Source organism: Streptomyces africanus, assembly GCF_030816955.1.
In the GTDB taxonomy this organism is placed as follows: Bacteria; Actinomycetota; Actinomycetes; order Streptomycetales; family Streptomycetaceae; genus Streptomyces; species Streptomyces africanus.
The window spans coordinates 685,922-700,941 of the sequence record NZ_JAUSYP010000001.1 but is presented as its reverse complement, the minus strand read 5'-3'; the positions used below and the strand labels follow the sequence as shown (position 1 = coordinate 700,941).

Annotated in this window: 11 protein-coding genes; all 11 read right to left on the bottom strand. The window is 67.0% G+C overall.

All coding sequences use genetic code 11. The annotated features are described in order from the left end of the window. Positions 1-206 precede the first annotated feature (206 nt). The gene (locus tag QF034_RS03495) at positions 207-1,076 is read right to left on the bottom strand and encodes an SGNH/GDSL hydrolase family protein (protein WP_307173500.1); all 870 of its coding nucleotides are present in this window, start codon (positions 1,074-1,076) and stop codon (positions 207-209) included. 34 nt (positions 1,077-1,110) lie between these two features. Next, positions 1,111-2,181: a rhamnogalacturonan acetylesterase gene (locus QF034_RS03490; protein ID WP_307173499.1), complete on the bottom strand. Its 1,071-nt coding sequence runs from the start codon at positions 2,179-2,181 to the stop codon at positions 1,111-1,113. 69 nt (positions 2,182-2,250) lie between these two features. Further along, a complete protein-coding gene (locus QF034_RS03485) occupies positions 2,251-3,309 on the bottom strand; it encodes a glycosyl hydrolase 53 family protein (protein WP_307173498.1) in 1,059 nt (352 codons plus the stop codon). Between the two features lie 1,038 nt (positions 3,310-4,347). After that, positions 4,348-5,586, bottom strand: a complete 1,239-nt coding sequence (locus QF034_RS03475; RefSeq protein WP_307173497.1) for a glycoside hydrolase family 5 protein — start codon at positions 5,584-5,586, stop codon at positions 4,348-4,350. A 247-nt stretch (positions 5,587-5,833) separates the two neighbouring features. Then, the gene (locus QF034_RS03470) at positions 5,834-6,712 is read right to left on the bottom strand and encodes an alpha/beta hydrolase (RefSeq protein WP_307173496.1); all 879 of its coding nucleotides are present in this window, start codon (positions 6,710-6,712) and stop codon (positions 5,834-5,836) included. A gap of 524 nt (positions 6,713-7,236) precedes the next feature. Further along, on the bottom strand, positions 7,237-8,238 hold the full coding sequence (locus QF034_RS03465; RefSeq protein WP_307173495.1) for a PaaX family transcriptional regulator: 1,002 nt from the start codon (positions 8,236-8,238) through the stop codon (positions 7,237-7,239). 1,229 nt (positions 8,239-9,467) lie between these two features. Further along, the gene (locus tag QF034_RS03460) at positions 9,468-10,430 is read right to left on the bottom strand and encodes a DUF6807 domain-containing protein (RefSeq protein WP_307173494.1); all 963 of its coding nucleotides are present in this window, start codon (positions 10,428-10,430) and stop codon (positions 9,468-9,470) included. Beyond that, positions 10,427-11,542 (bottom strand): Gfo/Idh/MocA family protein, encoded by a 1,116-nt coding sequence (locus QF034_RS03455; RefSeq protein ID WP_307173493.1) that lies wholly within the window; start codon positions 11,540-11,542, stop codon positions 10,427-10,429. The genes QF034_RS03460 and QF034_RS03455 overlap by 4 nt, the downstream gene beginning before the upstream one ends. An 88-nt stretch (positions 11,543-11,630) precedes the next feature. Next, positions 11,631-12,935, bottom strand: coding sequence for an ABC transporter substrate-binding protein (locus QF034_RS03450; protein ID WP_307173492.1), 1,305 nt, complete (start codon positions 12,933-12,935; stop codon positions 11,631-11,633). A gap of 102 nt (positions 12,936-13,037) precedes the next feature. Next, positions 13,038-13,934 (bottom strand): carbohydrate ABC transporter permease, encoded by an 897-nt coding sequence (locus QF034_RS03445; protein ID WP_307173491.1) that lies wholly within the window; start codon positions 13,932-13,934, stop codon positions 13,038-13,040. Next, positions 13,927-14,847 carry a carbohydrate ABC transporter permease gene (locus tag QF034_RS03440; RefSeq protein ID WP_307173490.1) on the bottom strand — a complete coding sequence of 307 codons (921 nt, stop codon included), beginning with the start codon at positions 14,845-14,847 and terminating at the stop codon, positions 13,927-13,929. Before QF034_RS03440 ends, QF034_RS03445 begins: the two co-directional genes overlap by 8 nt. Positions 14,848-15,020: the final 173 nt, after the last annotated feature.

Sequence of the window (15,020 nt, the reverse complement as noted above, 5' to 3'; positions counted from 1 at the left end):
CACCACCGATGCAGAGCTTGCTTCGCCGGTCGTACCCTCGCCCCGGCCTCCGTCTGCGTCGCACGCCCCGCGGCCCGATCGGAGCCGAGCCGTTTCCGTACGCCAGCGTCAGGTTGGTAGGGACGACTGCGTCCTAGGTCTGCTGCACCGCCGTCATCGAGACCACCCGCGACCGACCGGCCTCGGTTCGCGCCCACCGCCGCGTCCTACGTGAGATACGCGGCGAGCGGGAGGTTCTGGCGGCGCACGTCACCGGCGACGAGCCCTGCGACCCGCTGGGCGCCGTAGGTGTCGAAGTGGGTGTGGTCGTTGCAGAAGAAGGTGCCCAGGGGACCGCTGCCCCCGTAGTCGCCGTTGTTCGGGCAGAAGCGCAGACTGTTGTAGAGCGAGACACTGAGCGTCTGCAGGTCGATGACGGGGGCCCCGGTGGCGGATCCGGCGGCGAAGGTCTCGCCCACGAAGCCGCGGTTCTTGGTCGCTGTGCCGCCGGAGCAGGTGATGGCGGCCACCGGGGTGAGCAGCACGGGGTGCGCGCCCCGGGCCAGGGCGGCCTGGGCCATCATGGTCATCAGATGTCGGTACCGGGCCGGGCCGACGTGCCGGGGGCAGGTCGAAGAGGAGTCGTTGATGCCGAACTGGATGAACAGGTAGTCACCGGCCTTCATACCGGTGCTCGCGTTCAGCATCGCCTGCCAGCGGGACGAGTACGTGGTGGACGTGAGGCGGCACTCACCGTCCGAGCCCTTGGTGCCGCTCACGTTCCCCTCGTACAGCCAGGTCTGGATGCTGCGGCCTCCGACGGCCTGGTTCTTGACGGTCACGTCGCTGTTGAACAGGGCGTCGAACTGGCTGCCCCAGCCGACCGGACAACGGCCGGAACTCGGGTTGGCCATGGTGGAGTCGCCGGCCAGCCACACGGTGACCGGCGCGGCGACCGCCCGTGCGGCCGGGGCCTGGGCGCGGGAGGCACTGGCGCAGTTCGTGGCGACGCGGTCCCCCGCGGATGCGGCGCTGAGACCGAGGCTCGACAAGGCGATCACGAGCGCGGTCGTGATGAGAATCCGTAAGTTCCTCAACGGGTCCCTCCTTGGGACTGGCGCCGGGCGTCGGTCAGCGCAGGTACGCGGTCAGAGGCAGGCGCTGCTCGCGGATGCTCTGGAGCACCAGCCCGCCCATCTGGCTCGCGCCGTACTGCGAGAAGTGGGTGTTGTCCGTCACGCCGTCGACGGAGGAGCGCAGGAAGAGCTGTGCGGAGGCGGACGGGCCGAGGGACTCGACCAGCGTCTTGCTCTTGGTGGTCAGATCGATCACTGGCACGTTCTGCGCCGTGCCGACCTGGCGCATCTCCGCGGGCAGGTTCACTCCGAGGCCGTTGACGTGCAGTGCTGTGGGCGTGAGCCGACTGCCGTTGAACTGCCGGCGGACCGGCGGGGTCACCAGGACGGGGATGCCGCCCTTCGCACGGACCTGCGTGATCATGGAGGTGAGGTTGCTCCGAAAGGCTGACGCGCTGGTCTGCTTGTCGTTGTGGCCGAACTGGATGAAGACCGCGTCGTTTGCCTTGACCTTCGGCAGCAGCGCCGGGAAGAGCGCTGAGTTCCTCAGGAAGCTGCCCGAACTCTCCCCCGAGTCCGCGTAGTTGGCGACGGACGCTCCGGGACCCACCGCCGGCGTGATCATCTGGCCCCATCCCGTGTACGGGGCCACGGGCTGGTCGCACACGGTCGAGTCACCGGCCAGGTAGGCGACGAGCGGCTGGGTCGCCGGTTTCACGGAGACGGCCGACACCTGCGGGTTGGCCCCCGCGAACCGGATGTCCAGACCGGGGTTTCCGGTGCCGCCCTGGCCGGTCGGCTGCCCCTCCGGCTGCCGCACGTTGACCGTGAACGAGTACGTGGCGGCGGCACCGGCCGCCGTCTTCGTCGCCGGAAGCATCAGGCGCCGGGCCTCCACCCACATGTCGGTCGCGGCGGCAGTGGCACCACCGATGGAGACCGTCACGTCGTAGTTGCCGGGTGAGACCGCGTAGTGACACTTGATCGGCGCAGTGCCGGAACAACCGGCCGGCAGTGCCCGCGTGGCGGCATCGGCATGCGCCGCACCGGTGCCGACCAGCGTCGCAAGGGTCAGCAGACCCACTGCTCCCAGCCTGACCCCGTGCCCTTCCAGACTCAATGTCATGCCCATTACAATCACCAATCCCAGTTCTCGACCGGAGAGTTGCCCGGGTTGAGGTCCATGGCCCGTCGCTCAGGCCTGGGCGAAGCCGTTCATGATCGCGGTGGGCCGCTTGCTGGAGGAGTCCCAGGCGCCCATGTTGTAGCCGGTGAACGGGGACATGCACTCCGGCTCCCAGTAGAAGATGCCCTGCCCGCCATTGGCCTTGAGGGCCTTGATGTAGGCGACCAGCGCGGCCTGGGTGGAGGAGGCGCGGTCCACCCGACCACCGAACTCGCTCTGCAGGAACGGCTTGCCGTAGGCGTCGGAGATCCTCTTCATGTTCCCCACGATCCCGGCCGCGAGGTCGGCGCTGCCGTAGGAGGAAAACACCGACATGTCCCACTTCCCGCCGTTCGCGGCGAAGCGACTGAAGAACGTCGTCATCACGTCGTACTTCTGTGGCTGGGCCAGGTGAATACACACGGTCGAGTTCGGTGCAACCGCCTTGACCTGGTCGTATGCGGCGTTGAGCAGTCCGGTCAGCTGCGCCGGGCTGGAGACGCTGCCGACTGGGCGGCAGATCCCGCTGTTGATCTCGTTGCCGATCTGCACCCAGGTGGGGAGCACGTCGTTGTTCCTCATGACCGTCATGGTCTGGTTCACGTACGTGCCCATCGCGGTGCGCATCTGGCTGTAGCTCATGTTCCGCCAGGCCGCGGGCGGGTTCTGCACGCCGACGGAGTTCCAGGTGTCGCCGAACATGTAGTCGAGCATGATCGACATGCCGGCGGCCTTGACCCTCTTGGCGAAGGCGGCCACCTCGTTGATGCCGCAGTGCCCGTTGGCCGGGTCGTTGGAAGGGTTGACGAACGTACGCAGGCGTACGGCGGTGATGCCGTATCCCTTGAGGATGGTCAGCAGGTCTTGGGTCTGCCCGCCGGCGTTCTTCCAGGAATAGCCGCGCGCCTCCATCTGAGGTGCCCAGCTGATGTCGACGCCCTTGACGAAGCTCGCCGCGGCCTCGGCGGGCGTCTCGAGTTCGGCGAACGCGACGGCGGTGGCGAGCGCCCCGGCGGTGGCGGTGGTGGCCTTGAGCAGGGTTCGCCGGGTGATGCGCCCGGCAACTGGTGTGGGGGGTTGCGGGAACATGGTCGGTCCTTTCCTTCCGTCGGCCGCGGGTGAGACGTCACGGGCGGCGGAGAGCGGGTCAGCGAGAGACCTCCAGGAGCGAGGCGGGTTCTTGTGGTAACTGACGCTCAGGCCCATGGAGTTCGTGTAGCCGCGTGCGATCCCAGCCGATGCGCCTCCCTCGGAGTGGCAACAACTGAGGCTGGAGTGCTTACGAGTGGCACGTGTCGAAGGGGGCGGCCTTGGCGTGCCAGGGCGCTCCTCCAGGTCGGGACTGTGAGCGATCACAGAGGTGTTGCGACGGCAGTGCGCAGTCACATCACAACGAACTTGAGGTACATCACGCAGCTTCTCGATCGGGCACGAAGCTGTCAACCATTGCTCACCAATCCATGGAAGAAGAAGTGCGATCCTGTGGGTCGGGGGCTCGCCGTGCCTCGGCCGTGAGCTGTTTGATACGGCGGGAGTCAGACCAGTTCAAGTGCCCTTTCAGCAGGATTGCGGCGAGGAGGACAGGGCTGCGCACGGGACCTCTCGTTGGCTCACACCCGCACGCACTCGGACAGAAAGAGCCAACAGGATGGTTGACGGGCTATCAATGAATCTCTGCCTCTTGACGGCCGCCACCGCGGGGCCACGGCGTCCGTCACCTCGGCCGACATGGTTTCGCCGTAGCCCCGTTCCAGGTCTGCGTAGTACGCGTATGACACTCCCGCCGGCTGCGCCGGCTCCTCGCGCCGCAGGCCGGGTACCCGCCGCCGCTCGTATGAGGGCAGGCTGATGTCCTCGGGATTGAGGCGGGCTCTGAGAGGCCGCAGAAGCTCCTTGAGCTCGGCCCGCTGGTCAGTCCGGCAGACACCTCGTCGTCGGTCGCCACATGTGAAGACATCGCTGTCGTCCGTTTGCCGAACGTGCTCCCGGATGCGGAGCAGCGTGGCTTCTCCGGCTGGTCGGCGCGCAGTTGACGAGATGGCACACCGTGTCGCATCGCCACCCTGCCCAACTGCGCGCCCACGAGGTATCTAGAGGTACGTACCCATCGCCGAGATTCGGGTCCTGCTACGTGCCGGACGCAAGGCCGGAGCCGGCAACACTGCCGCTGACGCCGGTCATGATGGCGTTGATGATGCCCTGTTGGGTGACCGTGAGGGAGCGCCGGTTGAACAGCCCGAACCCGTACCGATCGGTTGCACCGTTGTCCCAGTAGACGGTGGCCGCGCCGTATTTCTTGGCCGCGGCCACGACGGCCCGTGCGAAGTCCGCGCGATACCTGTTGTTCGACGAATCGAACGATGACTTGTCGATGGCACCGTATTCGCCCACCACCACCGGATACCCCTTCGAGACGAACACATCGCGCATCATCTTGAGCTGCGCGTCCAGATAGTCCTCCTGTCCCCAGGTCGACGTCCTTGATGGGTTGGTCGCTGCTCGGCCCCATTGCGTGATGGTGCCGTTTTCCTCTCCGGCGAAGTCCCAGGGGCTGTAGTGATGAACGGAGATCATGATCCGCCGCTCATTTGCGGGAATGGAGGGGGAGCGGTACCGGTCGGACGGAAGCGCGAAGCCGTAATTCCCCGCGGTGTAATCGATGTTCGTGTTCCAGCCGGCCACGAGCAGCCACCTCGAAGTGTTGTTTCCGCCCGTTTTCCGCACGGTGTCCACGAAGATCTGGTTGTAGCTGTTGATGTTCGAGTAGCACGGTTGGGTCGGGCGGCCGTACTGCCCGTCGAACTCCTCGTTCATGGACTCCAGGATCAGGCGCTGGTCGTAGTTCTTGAACCTGTTCGCGATCTGCTGCCAAGATTTCTCGTACTTGGCCTTGATCGTCGCCTGGGAAGGTGAATCGCAGATCAGCCAGGAGCCGTTTACGCTCTTGTACCCGTCGCCGTGCATGTTGATCAGCACATGCAGGCCCCTGTTGTACGCGTAGTTGACGACTTCTTGGACTCTGTTCAGCCAGGAGGCGTTGATCGTATAATTCGGGCCGGGCCCTATGTATCCCAGGTAGGAGACCGGGATCCTGATCGTCTTGAACCCTGCCGCCCTCACTTTGTCGATGAGGGCCTGTGTCACCGTCGGCTGGCCCCACGCTGTTTCGCTCGGGTATCCGTTGGTGGTGGCTTCGAGTTGGTTCCCCAGATTCCATCCCGCGCCCATGTCGGCCACGATCTGTGAAGCGCTGGACTTTGCCGCGGTATCGGCCGATGCCTGATGCGCCGCGCCGTACACCGATGCGGCAACTGCCAACAGGACGGCAAGGAAAATGACTCTGATCTTCCCTGCTAGTGAAACCATGAGCTTTCCTCTCTTGCGTCCTTGAGGGCGTCGGACCCCCAAGTGGATCTATCTGTACGAGTGGGAGCGGCCGGAGCCGCCGGCTGTTCGGGCGGTGGCGTCCACGCTGGCCTGGAAACGAGCACAGTCGATTGCGCAGCGGCTGACCTCACGGGCGTCCGTGGGCGGCCACGCACCCTGCACCGCCCGGACGCGCGGCGATCACGGCAGCTGCGCGCACCCGGGCCGTGCGTGGTTGCTCCTCAGCTCAGGGCGGATTCCCAGGTGGTCGTGCTGGAGGTGGCGTCGGCGCGAAGGCGGTCGCGGGCCGCGGTGTCGCCGTACAGACTCCACCGCATCCAGTCCACGAACGTGTTGACGGCCCGGGAGTCGCCGAAGTAGTTGCTGTGGCCGGCGCCGCGGAAGGTGCGGAACGCCTTGGCGGCGGCAGTTCCCGGTACGCCTGGCGGGCGGAGGAGATCGGGCACGTTCCGTCCCGGTCGCCGTGCGTGAACAGGACCTTGGCGCGGACCGCCGGGCTCGGGTTGCCCATGTCCACGCAGGACATGGGGATCGCGGCGGTGATCCGTGCGTCGGGCCAGGACGTGAGCAGGCCGTGGGTGGTCATGCCGCCCATCGAGTGCCCGGAGGCACCGACTCCGACCGCTGTGTTGATGTGGCCTGCCAGCGGGTCGCCGGCCGTGTTGAGGGCGAGGGTCCGGGTGATGACTTCGGAGACGTCCTTGGACTGGTTGCCGTTGTAGACGTCTTGGCCGCTGAGGTTGGCGAAGTGGGGGGCGGGGACGATGAAGCCGGCCTCGGCAAGGGGGCGGATGATCGCCAGGGACTTCTGCGGGCTGCTGCTGAAGCCGTGCATGAACTCGCAGACCGGGAAGACGCCCTGGGCGACGGGGGCGCTGGTGACCGGGGAGCCGCCGGAAGTGCCGGTGGCGGGGTAGTAGACGTAGGTGGCCCACCGGCGGCTGCCGCGGCTCCAGGCGTACTGACGTACGCCGACCGCGAACCGCTGGGTCGGAGCGCCGGCGCTCGCGGTGGCACCTGCGTGTCCCGTGCCGAGCAGGGACATGCCTACGCCCGCGGCTCCGGCTGCGCTCAGGGTCAGGAAACTACGCCGTTGCATGGTCATGAAGACTCCTGGAGTGGGGGGTGCGGAGCGCTGCTCGGTCAGGTGCCGGGAAGAGGCGTCGGTGATGCCGCGGCGGTGAGACTGACCTAGGTGGTGGGGGAGTGGTCGTGGGGGTGGTCAGGTCGGCGAATCGCGCACGGTGGAGGACGTTCCGGCCCTGCCCGTGGTGGTCATCGGCGTGGTGTGGCCTTGCCGGCAGAGACGCGGCGAGCCGCTGAACGCCGGCCGAACCGTGGCTCGTTGAGGGAGCAGCCCTTCGCGCCCACCCGCCCGCCTGTCTGACGGGGAGGTGTTGATTCTGCGGAAACGGCGCAGCGGTGCCTCTCCTTCCACTCGCTGTGTGCTGCACCTCTGGGAGCGTTCCCACATGTCTTGCAACAGGTACATTCCCGACCGGGTGCCGATCTGTCAATCATTGGCGCTCAACTCTGTTGTCTTCGACGCGCATTCGACAGATCGCAGGCGCAGGAGGCACGGTGTGACGTCTTCGAGGCCCGCCCGATCACCCTCGCGGCGGCCCGCCGTCAGCCGTGGCCGATACCCGCACTCATGCCGGCGATCGTATGGGCCCTGATGTCGGGGTGCGGTCCCTCCGCGAATCGCGTCACCACGGAGCGGACGTGGTCCTGGGCCGGCTGGAGCAGACCGTCGTACACCGCGACGCAGACTTCCCGCGCCCGCGACCGGGGCCAGCCGGGCGGCAGCAGCCCGATGGGGAGCAGCGGGTCCAGAATGGGGAAGTGCCGGTAGGCGTGCATGACCTCGGTCCGTGCGCGCACCGCGTCGGCACCGGTGACGCGGTCGGCGCTGATGTGCGCAAGCAAGCCGCTCCAACGGTCGATGAAAGCCCGGTAGTGCTCGGCGATGCCGGGCAGGTCCCACGCCTGGACCGGGTTGCGGTCGACCTCCGTGTCCAGTTCCTCCTGCCGCGCGCGGAACACGGTCACCGCTCCCCGCGCCAGGTCGGCCACCTCGATCCGCCCCTTGGGGGTCAGGGGGTGTGGCGACACCCAGAGCGCGTCGTACAGCGGCGCGAATCCGCGCCAGCGCAGCGCGGTGCGCAGTGCGCGCCGCCGCGTGCTCTCCTGTTCCGGGACGGAGAAGGCGATCAGTGTCCACCGACCGTCCCACGAGTCGGGTTGGGTGGTGAAGGTGGCGATCGAGCTGGCGCCGCTCCACAGGTCGACGGCGGCCTGCGACGTCAGCCGGTAGGAGCTGTACCGTCCTTGCCGGCTGCCCTCCAGCACCCCACGGCGCATCAGCCTGCTGATCGTCGTACGGGCGGCGCCCGCGGTCACGTGGAACTCGCCGAGCAATGCCACGATCGCCGCCGACGGCAACCACGCCCGGACGGGGAACGTGTAGTCGGCGATCAATGTCACCGTGAGTCCCTGCGGCGAGACGTTGCTTTGCCAGCCGGGCGATCGCACGGGGCCGACGGCGCCGTCACCCTCGTCGGAGAAGATCTCCTCGAGGTGGGACAGGTTCGGCAAGGTGGGCTCCGGCGCGGTGGACAGGGTCGGCATTACTGTAACGGTTGTGAAATCGCCGAGTGTAGCTCCACCACGATTGCCTCACCAGGCGGGATCTCCGCGCGCAGACGAAGGCGCCCCGGCAGTGTGCCCAGGTGTGTGACACGGGTGTACTTGGAGGGTGACGGCAGCGAACAGTCCGTCCCTCTTCGTGACGACTCGTCACTACGACGAGGCGGCCTGAACAGTATCGACCCGGCGCAACGTCACCGAGGTTCTGGAACTGCTTGGGGCCACGCGCGTACACGCGGATGCACTCCACGACGACGCAGCGCTTGCACATCCTGACGAAGCCCGGCACCCACGACCGTGGCGGCGGGCTCAGCCCATTGTGCGCCGGATCGCTGTGCCCCTGGCGGGGCTCGCGACTGACTCCTCGGGAGACGGCAACTCCCGGCCCCGGAAAGTACCCGCAGCCACAGTCAGCCCACCGATCACCGCACCCCCGATGAGCATCCTCGGTGCGCTCCAGCGAGGCCGAATCGCCTCACCGCACAAGCGGGTTCACGCCATGGTGATCGAGAAGCACGCGATCAGGGCGCCGGTGGCCTCGCTGAGACCGCGCTCCTGCACACCGAACAGCGCCGACCAATCCTCGGTCGCTCCTTCGGCTATTGAGGCACACGGAACCCACAACGCCGGACACCGTCGTCACGACGCGAGCGCCGAGCGCGTGGCACAGCCGGCCGGCGAGAATTCGTGCAGGAACCGGCGCAGCTTGTTGCCGATTGCGGTGCGCGGGGCAACCGGGCGCCGTTGGTCGACCAACAGCTTGTTATCCCGACTCGGGCCGTCCAGGCAGGACTTGGGCTGGTCGGGCCGGCGCGAGCGACCCGGGACACCGCCTCGGCATCGATCGGGTCGGATTTCCCGCGCTCCCGGGCTGAGCGTCGTGCGCCGGCCATCAGGCGGGTGTGAACCCGCACTACCGCGGTCCCACAGTCGAGCAAATCGGCCTCGCACCGGCGGGTCATGTGGCGGCAGTCCTCGACGAGCCGGTGCCTGTGACATCAACGGGCGAACGGTGACGCAGGCGGGGCCGTCCTGCGTTCGAGCGGACAATCAGGGCCGCCATGGTGCCCGTACGTGTCTGGTACTTCTTCGCTGCCGTTCGCAGGCACTTGCGTCTACGGCGATCACAGCAGCCGGGGTGGCGAGGAAGGCGTGCACTCCCTGGTGAGCGGGGAGTGCACGCCGGGGCTTGCATAGCGAGCAGGATCGGATCACTCCGTCGCGAAGGGCCCTGAAGACGATTCCGCGGCACGTGCGGACGGCGTATCCGACGGTGTGAGCACCCGGCGTACCGCTTCGGCGAGTGCGGGAGCCGCGCTCGCCTCGGCATCGGCGATCCCGACACCGTAGCGGAACCGCACGGTCGCGCCGTCCTCGACGGTCAGCTCCTCGCTGAAGAACGGTGCCGGATTGAGGCAGGCGAACTCCTCGGTCCGGGCGAACCACTGCGGTGGGTGACTCGGGTTCGCCGTGTCGTCGAGCATGAGTACGAGCGACTGTGCGTCCCTCTCGTCGTGGCGACCCGCGAAGCCCATCCATTCCATGCGCCGCCCACGGACCTCGTCGCCACCCATGCCTTCCTCGGTCACGAACTGTCCGCCGGTGAATGACCGCGGGCCACGCCAGAACAGGCCGCCGTAGCCGGCGTTCTCCCGTCCCTTGGTGGTCGGCGATCCCATGGCGACGTTCCTTCCGGAGACATTCGTCATCCGCGTCTCGAACGTCAATGCCCAAGCGTGCGGGGAGATCAGGCTCGCTCGCAGCGTCCTGCGTTCGGTGAAGAAGAGCGCGCCGGACTGGGTGGTCCAGTCCAGGTCGTGAGTGAACGTCGCCGCTCCGTCGGTCCTGTCCAGGTCGACCACTCGGCGGTGGGCCTGGGTTCCGTTGTTCTCCAGCTGGACGTAGAAGCGTCCGTGGATGTACGTGGGACCGCCCCAGAAGTTTTCCTCGCCGACGTGGGGCAGGGACCAGGCGATGCCCTTGTGCCAGACGTGGTCGTGGGGACGGAACAGGCTGACGACCTTGCCGGCCCGGGTGCGCAGGGGATGGATGTAGGGCTTGGGGGATTCCAGCTGGACGGTGTCCGGCTGGTACACGTAGCGGAACAGCTCGGTGCCGCCGTCGCGTACGGTGACCGAGGTGCCGAGGTCGTGACGAATCTCAAGAGCGTTCATACGAGGGCCTCCTTGACCGGTTCCCACGGCACGGCGCCACCGTCCATGCTTTCCGCGAACGGGTCGTCGTCGGTCAGTTCGCCCGCGGCGACGCGGACACCGCGGAAGGCCGAGGCGTATGTCGCCGCCGCGAACTCCAGCGTGCGACGCGCGTCCAGCAGGCAGACGCCGGGTTCCTCACCGGCCTCCCAGGCATCGAACACGGCCTCGATCTGGAGCCTGTGGCCGCTCGTGACGTCCGGCTCATCACCATTGGTCCAGAGGTCGGAGAGCTCCTCGTGGCCGGGGGCCGGCGTGAACCGCCAGTGTTCCTCGCGGTAGCCGTAGAGGTGCTCGAGTTCGACCGTGGCGTGTTCGAAGTCGAAGCGCAGGCGCGAGGTCTCCCGGGGGGACAGCAGGGAGTTGACCACCGTGGCGAGGGCTCCGCCCGCGAACCGGACGGCGGCGATCGAGACGTCCTCGGTGTCCGTGGGCCGGGTCTGGCGGTCGGCGAGTGCGGTGATCTGCGACCAAGGGCCGAGAACCGACAGCAGCAGGTCGAACTGATGGATACCGTGTCCCATCGTCGGGCCACCTCCCTCGACGTCCCAGCGCCCCCGCCACGGCACCTCGAAGTACGCGTCGGGCCGGTACCAGAGGGTCTCGCAGGTGGCGACCAGTGGCCGGCCCAGTGCACCGGACCGGGCCAGCCGTCGCAGGCGTACGGCCGCCGCGCCGTAGCGGTGCTGGAAGACGGTCAGGACCTTGGAGCCGGTCTGTTCCTGCACGGTGGCCAGCTGGTCCATCTCGCGCAGGCTCAGCGCCGTCGGCTTCTCCACCAGCGCGGTGACGCCGGCTCGCATCACCTTGGACGCCAGGGGTGCATGGGTCTGCGGGGGCGTACAGATGTGTACGAGATCGAGGTCTCCGCTCTCCAGCAGAGCCTGCGTGTTGTTGAAGACGTGCGGCACGGAGAATCGGTCGGCGAACTCGGCGGCACGGGTGGGGTCGACGTCGGCGACGGCGACCAGCCGGGCGCGTTCGGAGAGTTCGGTGAGGGCTTCGGCATGAGCGTGGGCGATACCGCCGGTGCCGATGATGGCCACGCGGTACGGCGGCCGGGGGCTTGGCATGGGTGTTTTCTCTCTCTTGGTTCCTGCCCCACTTCTCGTGGGGCCTCCCGGGGGCCGTGGGCAGCGGCGCCGGCCCCCGGGAAGGAGGTCACTTGGCCGCGTCGATCTCGCCCTGGAGCTCCTTGATGAAGGCCTTAGCGGCGGCTTCGGGCGAGGTCTTCTTGAAGTAGACCTCCTGGCTGTAGCGCTGCAGCTCCGGCTCGATGCCGCTACCGCCGTTGGGGGTCACGACCGGCGACTCACCCGGGGTCACGGCCTTCTGGTAGTCGGCTGCCGCCTTGTCGGTCCCGGCCAGCCCCGGCTGGAGGTGCTTCAGCATCTCCTTGTTGGCGGGGATTCCGCGCTCCGTCTTGAGGATGTCGGCGGCCTTCTGGTCGTTGAGCATGAAGTTGATGAACGCGGCCGCCTCGGCCGGGTGCTTGCTCTGGCTGGAGACCGCCCAGTACATGGAGGGCTTGAAGAAGTTGGCCTTGGTGCTGCCGACACGAGGCATCTGCAGCAGCTTCACATGGGCGCCCGCGGCCTGCTGGATTGCGGTGATCTGGGTGTTGTACGCCCCCATCATGGCCGCCTTGCCGGTGGCGAAGCTGCCGGCGGTGACACCCGCGGTCAGGTCCTCGACCATCGTCGACGCCTTGACGCTGGCCCCCGAGGAGGTCAGGTCCAGACCGTACTTCCACATCCCGGCGAGCGTCTCGGGCTTCAACGAGACGTTGCCGTCCTTGTCGAAGAGGTTTTCACCGTGCTGACGAGCCCAGTACTTGACGTCGCCGGCGGAGAAGCCGGGCGCGCCGGCGGCACCATGGATCTTGCCGCCACTCTTGTCGGTCAGTTCCTTCCCGATCTTGGCGTAGTCGTCCCATGTCCATGTCTTGTCGTCGGGAACCTTCACTCCGTACTTCTTGAAGAGGTCGGTGTTCACGAGGATGGACATGACGCCGACGCCGACGGGAAGCGCGTACTGCGTCCCGTCGACCTGCCCGGTGGCCAGGGCCTGGTCGTCGAACTGTGACGTGCTGAGGAGCTTCTTGGCCTTGCCCAGGTCGTACAGCGCTCCGCGGTCGGCGTACGACGCGAGGTACAGCTCGTCCATCTGGACGACGTCGGGAGAGTCCTTGGCCGCGGTCGTCGTGGCGAGCGCGTCCCAGTAGCCGTTCCAGTCCTTGTACTGGCCCTTGACCGTGATGTTGGGGTACTTCTTCTCGAACGCCTTGATGACCTCGTCGGTGAGCTGGGCGCGGGCGTCCGCTCCCCACCAGGTGGCGCGGATGGTGACCGGCTTGTCGCTGAGATCGGAAGCGGATTCGGTGCTGCCGCCGGAGCAGGCGGTCAGTACGAGCGAGAGTGAGGCGATCGCTCCGACCGCGACGCGTCTGAAGGGGCTGGGGTTCATGGGCTTGTCCTGACTCTGATGGGTGGGTCGGGTTGATGTCTGCGGTGCTCCCGAGCGGCCGTGGCTCCGTCGCCTCCGCATGTCCGGCAGTGGCCCCCGCGGTTACTTGCCGCCGGTGGTCGCGATGCCGCGCAGCAGGAAGCGCTGTCCGGCGAGGAAGACGAGGAAGACGGGAACGAGCGACACGACGCTCATGGCGAACACCGAGCCCCAGTCCGTCGCGGTCTGCTGGTCGACGAACGTGCGCAGCGCGAGGGGCGTGGTGTACATGTCCGGGTCGGTCAGATAGATCAGCTGGGTGTAGAAGTCGTTCCAGGTCCAGATGAAGGTGAAGATCGCGGTGGTCGCCAGGGCCGGGACCATCAGCGGCAGGATGACGTGGAAGAAGATCCGCGCGTGCCCGGCGCCGTCGATCCGCGCCGCCTCGTCGATCTCCCGCGGGATGCCACGGATGAACTGCACCATGAGGAAGATAAAAAAGGCGTCGGTCGCCAGGAACTTCGGGACGATCAGGGGCAGGAACGTGTTGACCCAGCCGAGCTCCGAGTACAGGACGTACTGGGGCACGATGATCACGTGGATCGGCAGCATGATGGTGACGAGCATGGTCGCGAACAACACGCGCTTCGCCCGGAATTCCAGCCTGGCGAACGCGTACGCGGCCAGGGAGCAGGCGAGTAGATTGCCGAGGATCGCGCCGATCACGACGATCGCCGAGTTGATCATGTAGTGGCTGAACGGTTGGGAGAAGGCGTTCCAGCCGTTGCTGTAGTTCTCGAGGCGCGGGTGCGTCACCGCGAGTCCCGCGCTGCGGAAGATCTGGTTGTTGGGCCGCAGCGAACTGGCCACCATCCACAGGACGGGGTACAGCATCGTCAGGGCACAGAGAGCCAGCAGGCAGTGCTTGAGAGGGGCGCGCACCGCCCGCCTGATCCGGCGCGTCGCGTGGGGGCGGTAGGCGGGCAGCGAGCGAGGTACGGCTGCGGTGGGGTCAGTCATCGTAGAACACCCAGTACTTTGAGGCCCAGAAGTTGACGGCGGTGAAGGCCGCGACGATGAGGAGCAGGACCCACGCGAGCGCGGATGCGTAACCCATGTCGAAGTGGCCGAACCCGCGCTGGTACAGGTACAGCGAGAAGAAGAGGGTGGAGTCGGCGGGCCCTCCGGTACCGCCGGAGACCACGAAGGCCTGGGTGAAGGTCTGGAAGGCGTGGATGATCTGCAGCACCAGGTTGAAGAAGATGATGGGTGTCAGCAGCGGAATGGTGATGCTGCGGAACTGGCGCCAGTGCTTCGCGCCGTCGACGGAGGCCGCCTCGAAGAGGGAGGTCGGAATCTGCCGCAGCCCGGCGAGGAAGATCACCATGGGTGAGCCGAAGGTCCAGACGTTCAGGACGACGAGCGTCGACAGCGCCGTTCCCGGCTCCGAGATCCAGCCCTGCCCCTGGACACCGACGAGGGCCAGGGCCTCGTTGACCAGGCCGTTGGTCCCGAACATCGCGCGCCAAAGCACCGCGATCGCCACGCTGCCGCCGATCAGTGACGGCAGGTAGAAGACGGAGCGGTAGAAGGCGAGGCCACGCACTCCCCTGTCCAGCAGCAGGGCGAGCCCCAGTGCCATCGCCAGTTGCAACGGGACGGAGACCAGCACATAGCTGAACGTCACCTGGAGCGACTTGTGCAGGCGCTCGTCGGAGAGCATGCGCGTCCAGTTGTCGAGTCCGCTGAACTGCGGCGGTTGCAGCAGGTTGTACTTGGTGAAGCTGAGGTACAGCGAGGCCAGCATCGGACCGAGAGTGATCCCGAAGAGTCCGATGAACCATGGCAGTAGGAAGAAGAACGCCGCCTTGTTCTGCTGGCGCGCGCCCCGTTGGGACCCGCGCAGCCGGCGTAGTTCGTTGATGGAGCTCACGGCACTGCTCCCTTGAGCGGCGGCATCGAAACACACTGGTGCGGGCCCGTCCCGGGCCCCGTGTGACCAAAAAAGTGATCGTTCACTCTTCGGGTTGCGAGGACCATAGTGAACGTTCACTTTTTCCGTCAAGGGTGTGTACTCTCTGATTTCCGGAACGTTGGCGGATGGGC

Bases quoted from the DNA above. Each gene is read 5' to 3' on its own strand.
- QF034_RS03490 (WP_307173499.1), bottom strand. From the start codon at position 2,181: ATGACATTGAGTCTGGAAGGGCACGGGGTCAGGCTGGGAGCAGTGGGT.
- QF034_RS03485 (WP_307173498.1), bottom strand. From the start codon at position 3,309: ATGTTCCCGCAACCCCCCACACCAGTTGCCGGGCGCATCACCCGGCGA.
- QF034_RS03475 (WP_307173497.1), bottom strand. From the start codon at position 5,586: ATGGTTTCACTAGCAGGGAAGATCAGAGTCATTTTCCTTGCCGTCCTG.
- QF034_RS03470 (WP_307173496.1), bottom strand. From the start codon at position 6,712: ATGACCATGCAACGGCGTAGTTTCCTGACCCTGAGCGCAGCCGGAGCC.
- QF034_RS03465 (WP_307173495.1), bottom strand. From the start codon at position 8,238: ATGCCGACCCTGTCCACCGCGCCGGAGCCCACCTTGCCGAACCTGTCC.
- QF034_RS03460 (WP_307173494.1), bottom strand. From the start codon at position 10,430: ATGAACGCTCTTGAGATTCGTCACGACCTCGGCACCTCGGTCACCGTA.
- QF034_RS03455 (WP_307173493.1), bottom strand. From the start codon at position 11,542: ATGCCAAGCCCCCGGCCGCCGTACCGCGTGGCCATCATCGGCACCGGC.
- QF034_RS03450 (WP_307173492.1), bottom strand. From the start codon at position 12,935: ATGAACCCCAGCCCCTTCAGACGCGTCGCGGTCGGAGCGATCGCCTCA.
- QF034_RS03445 (WP_307173491.1), bottom strand. From the start codon at position 13,934: ATGACTGACCCCACCGCAGCCGTACCTCGCTCGCTGCCCGCCTACCGC.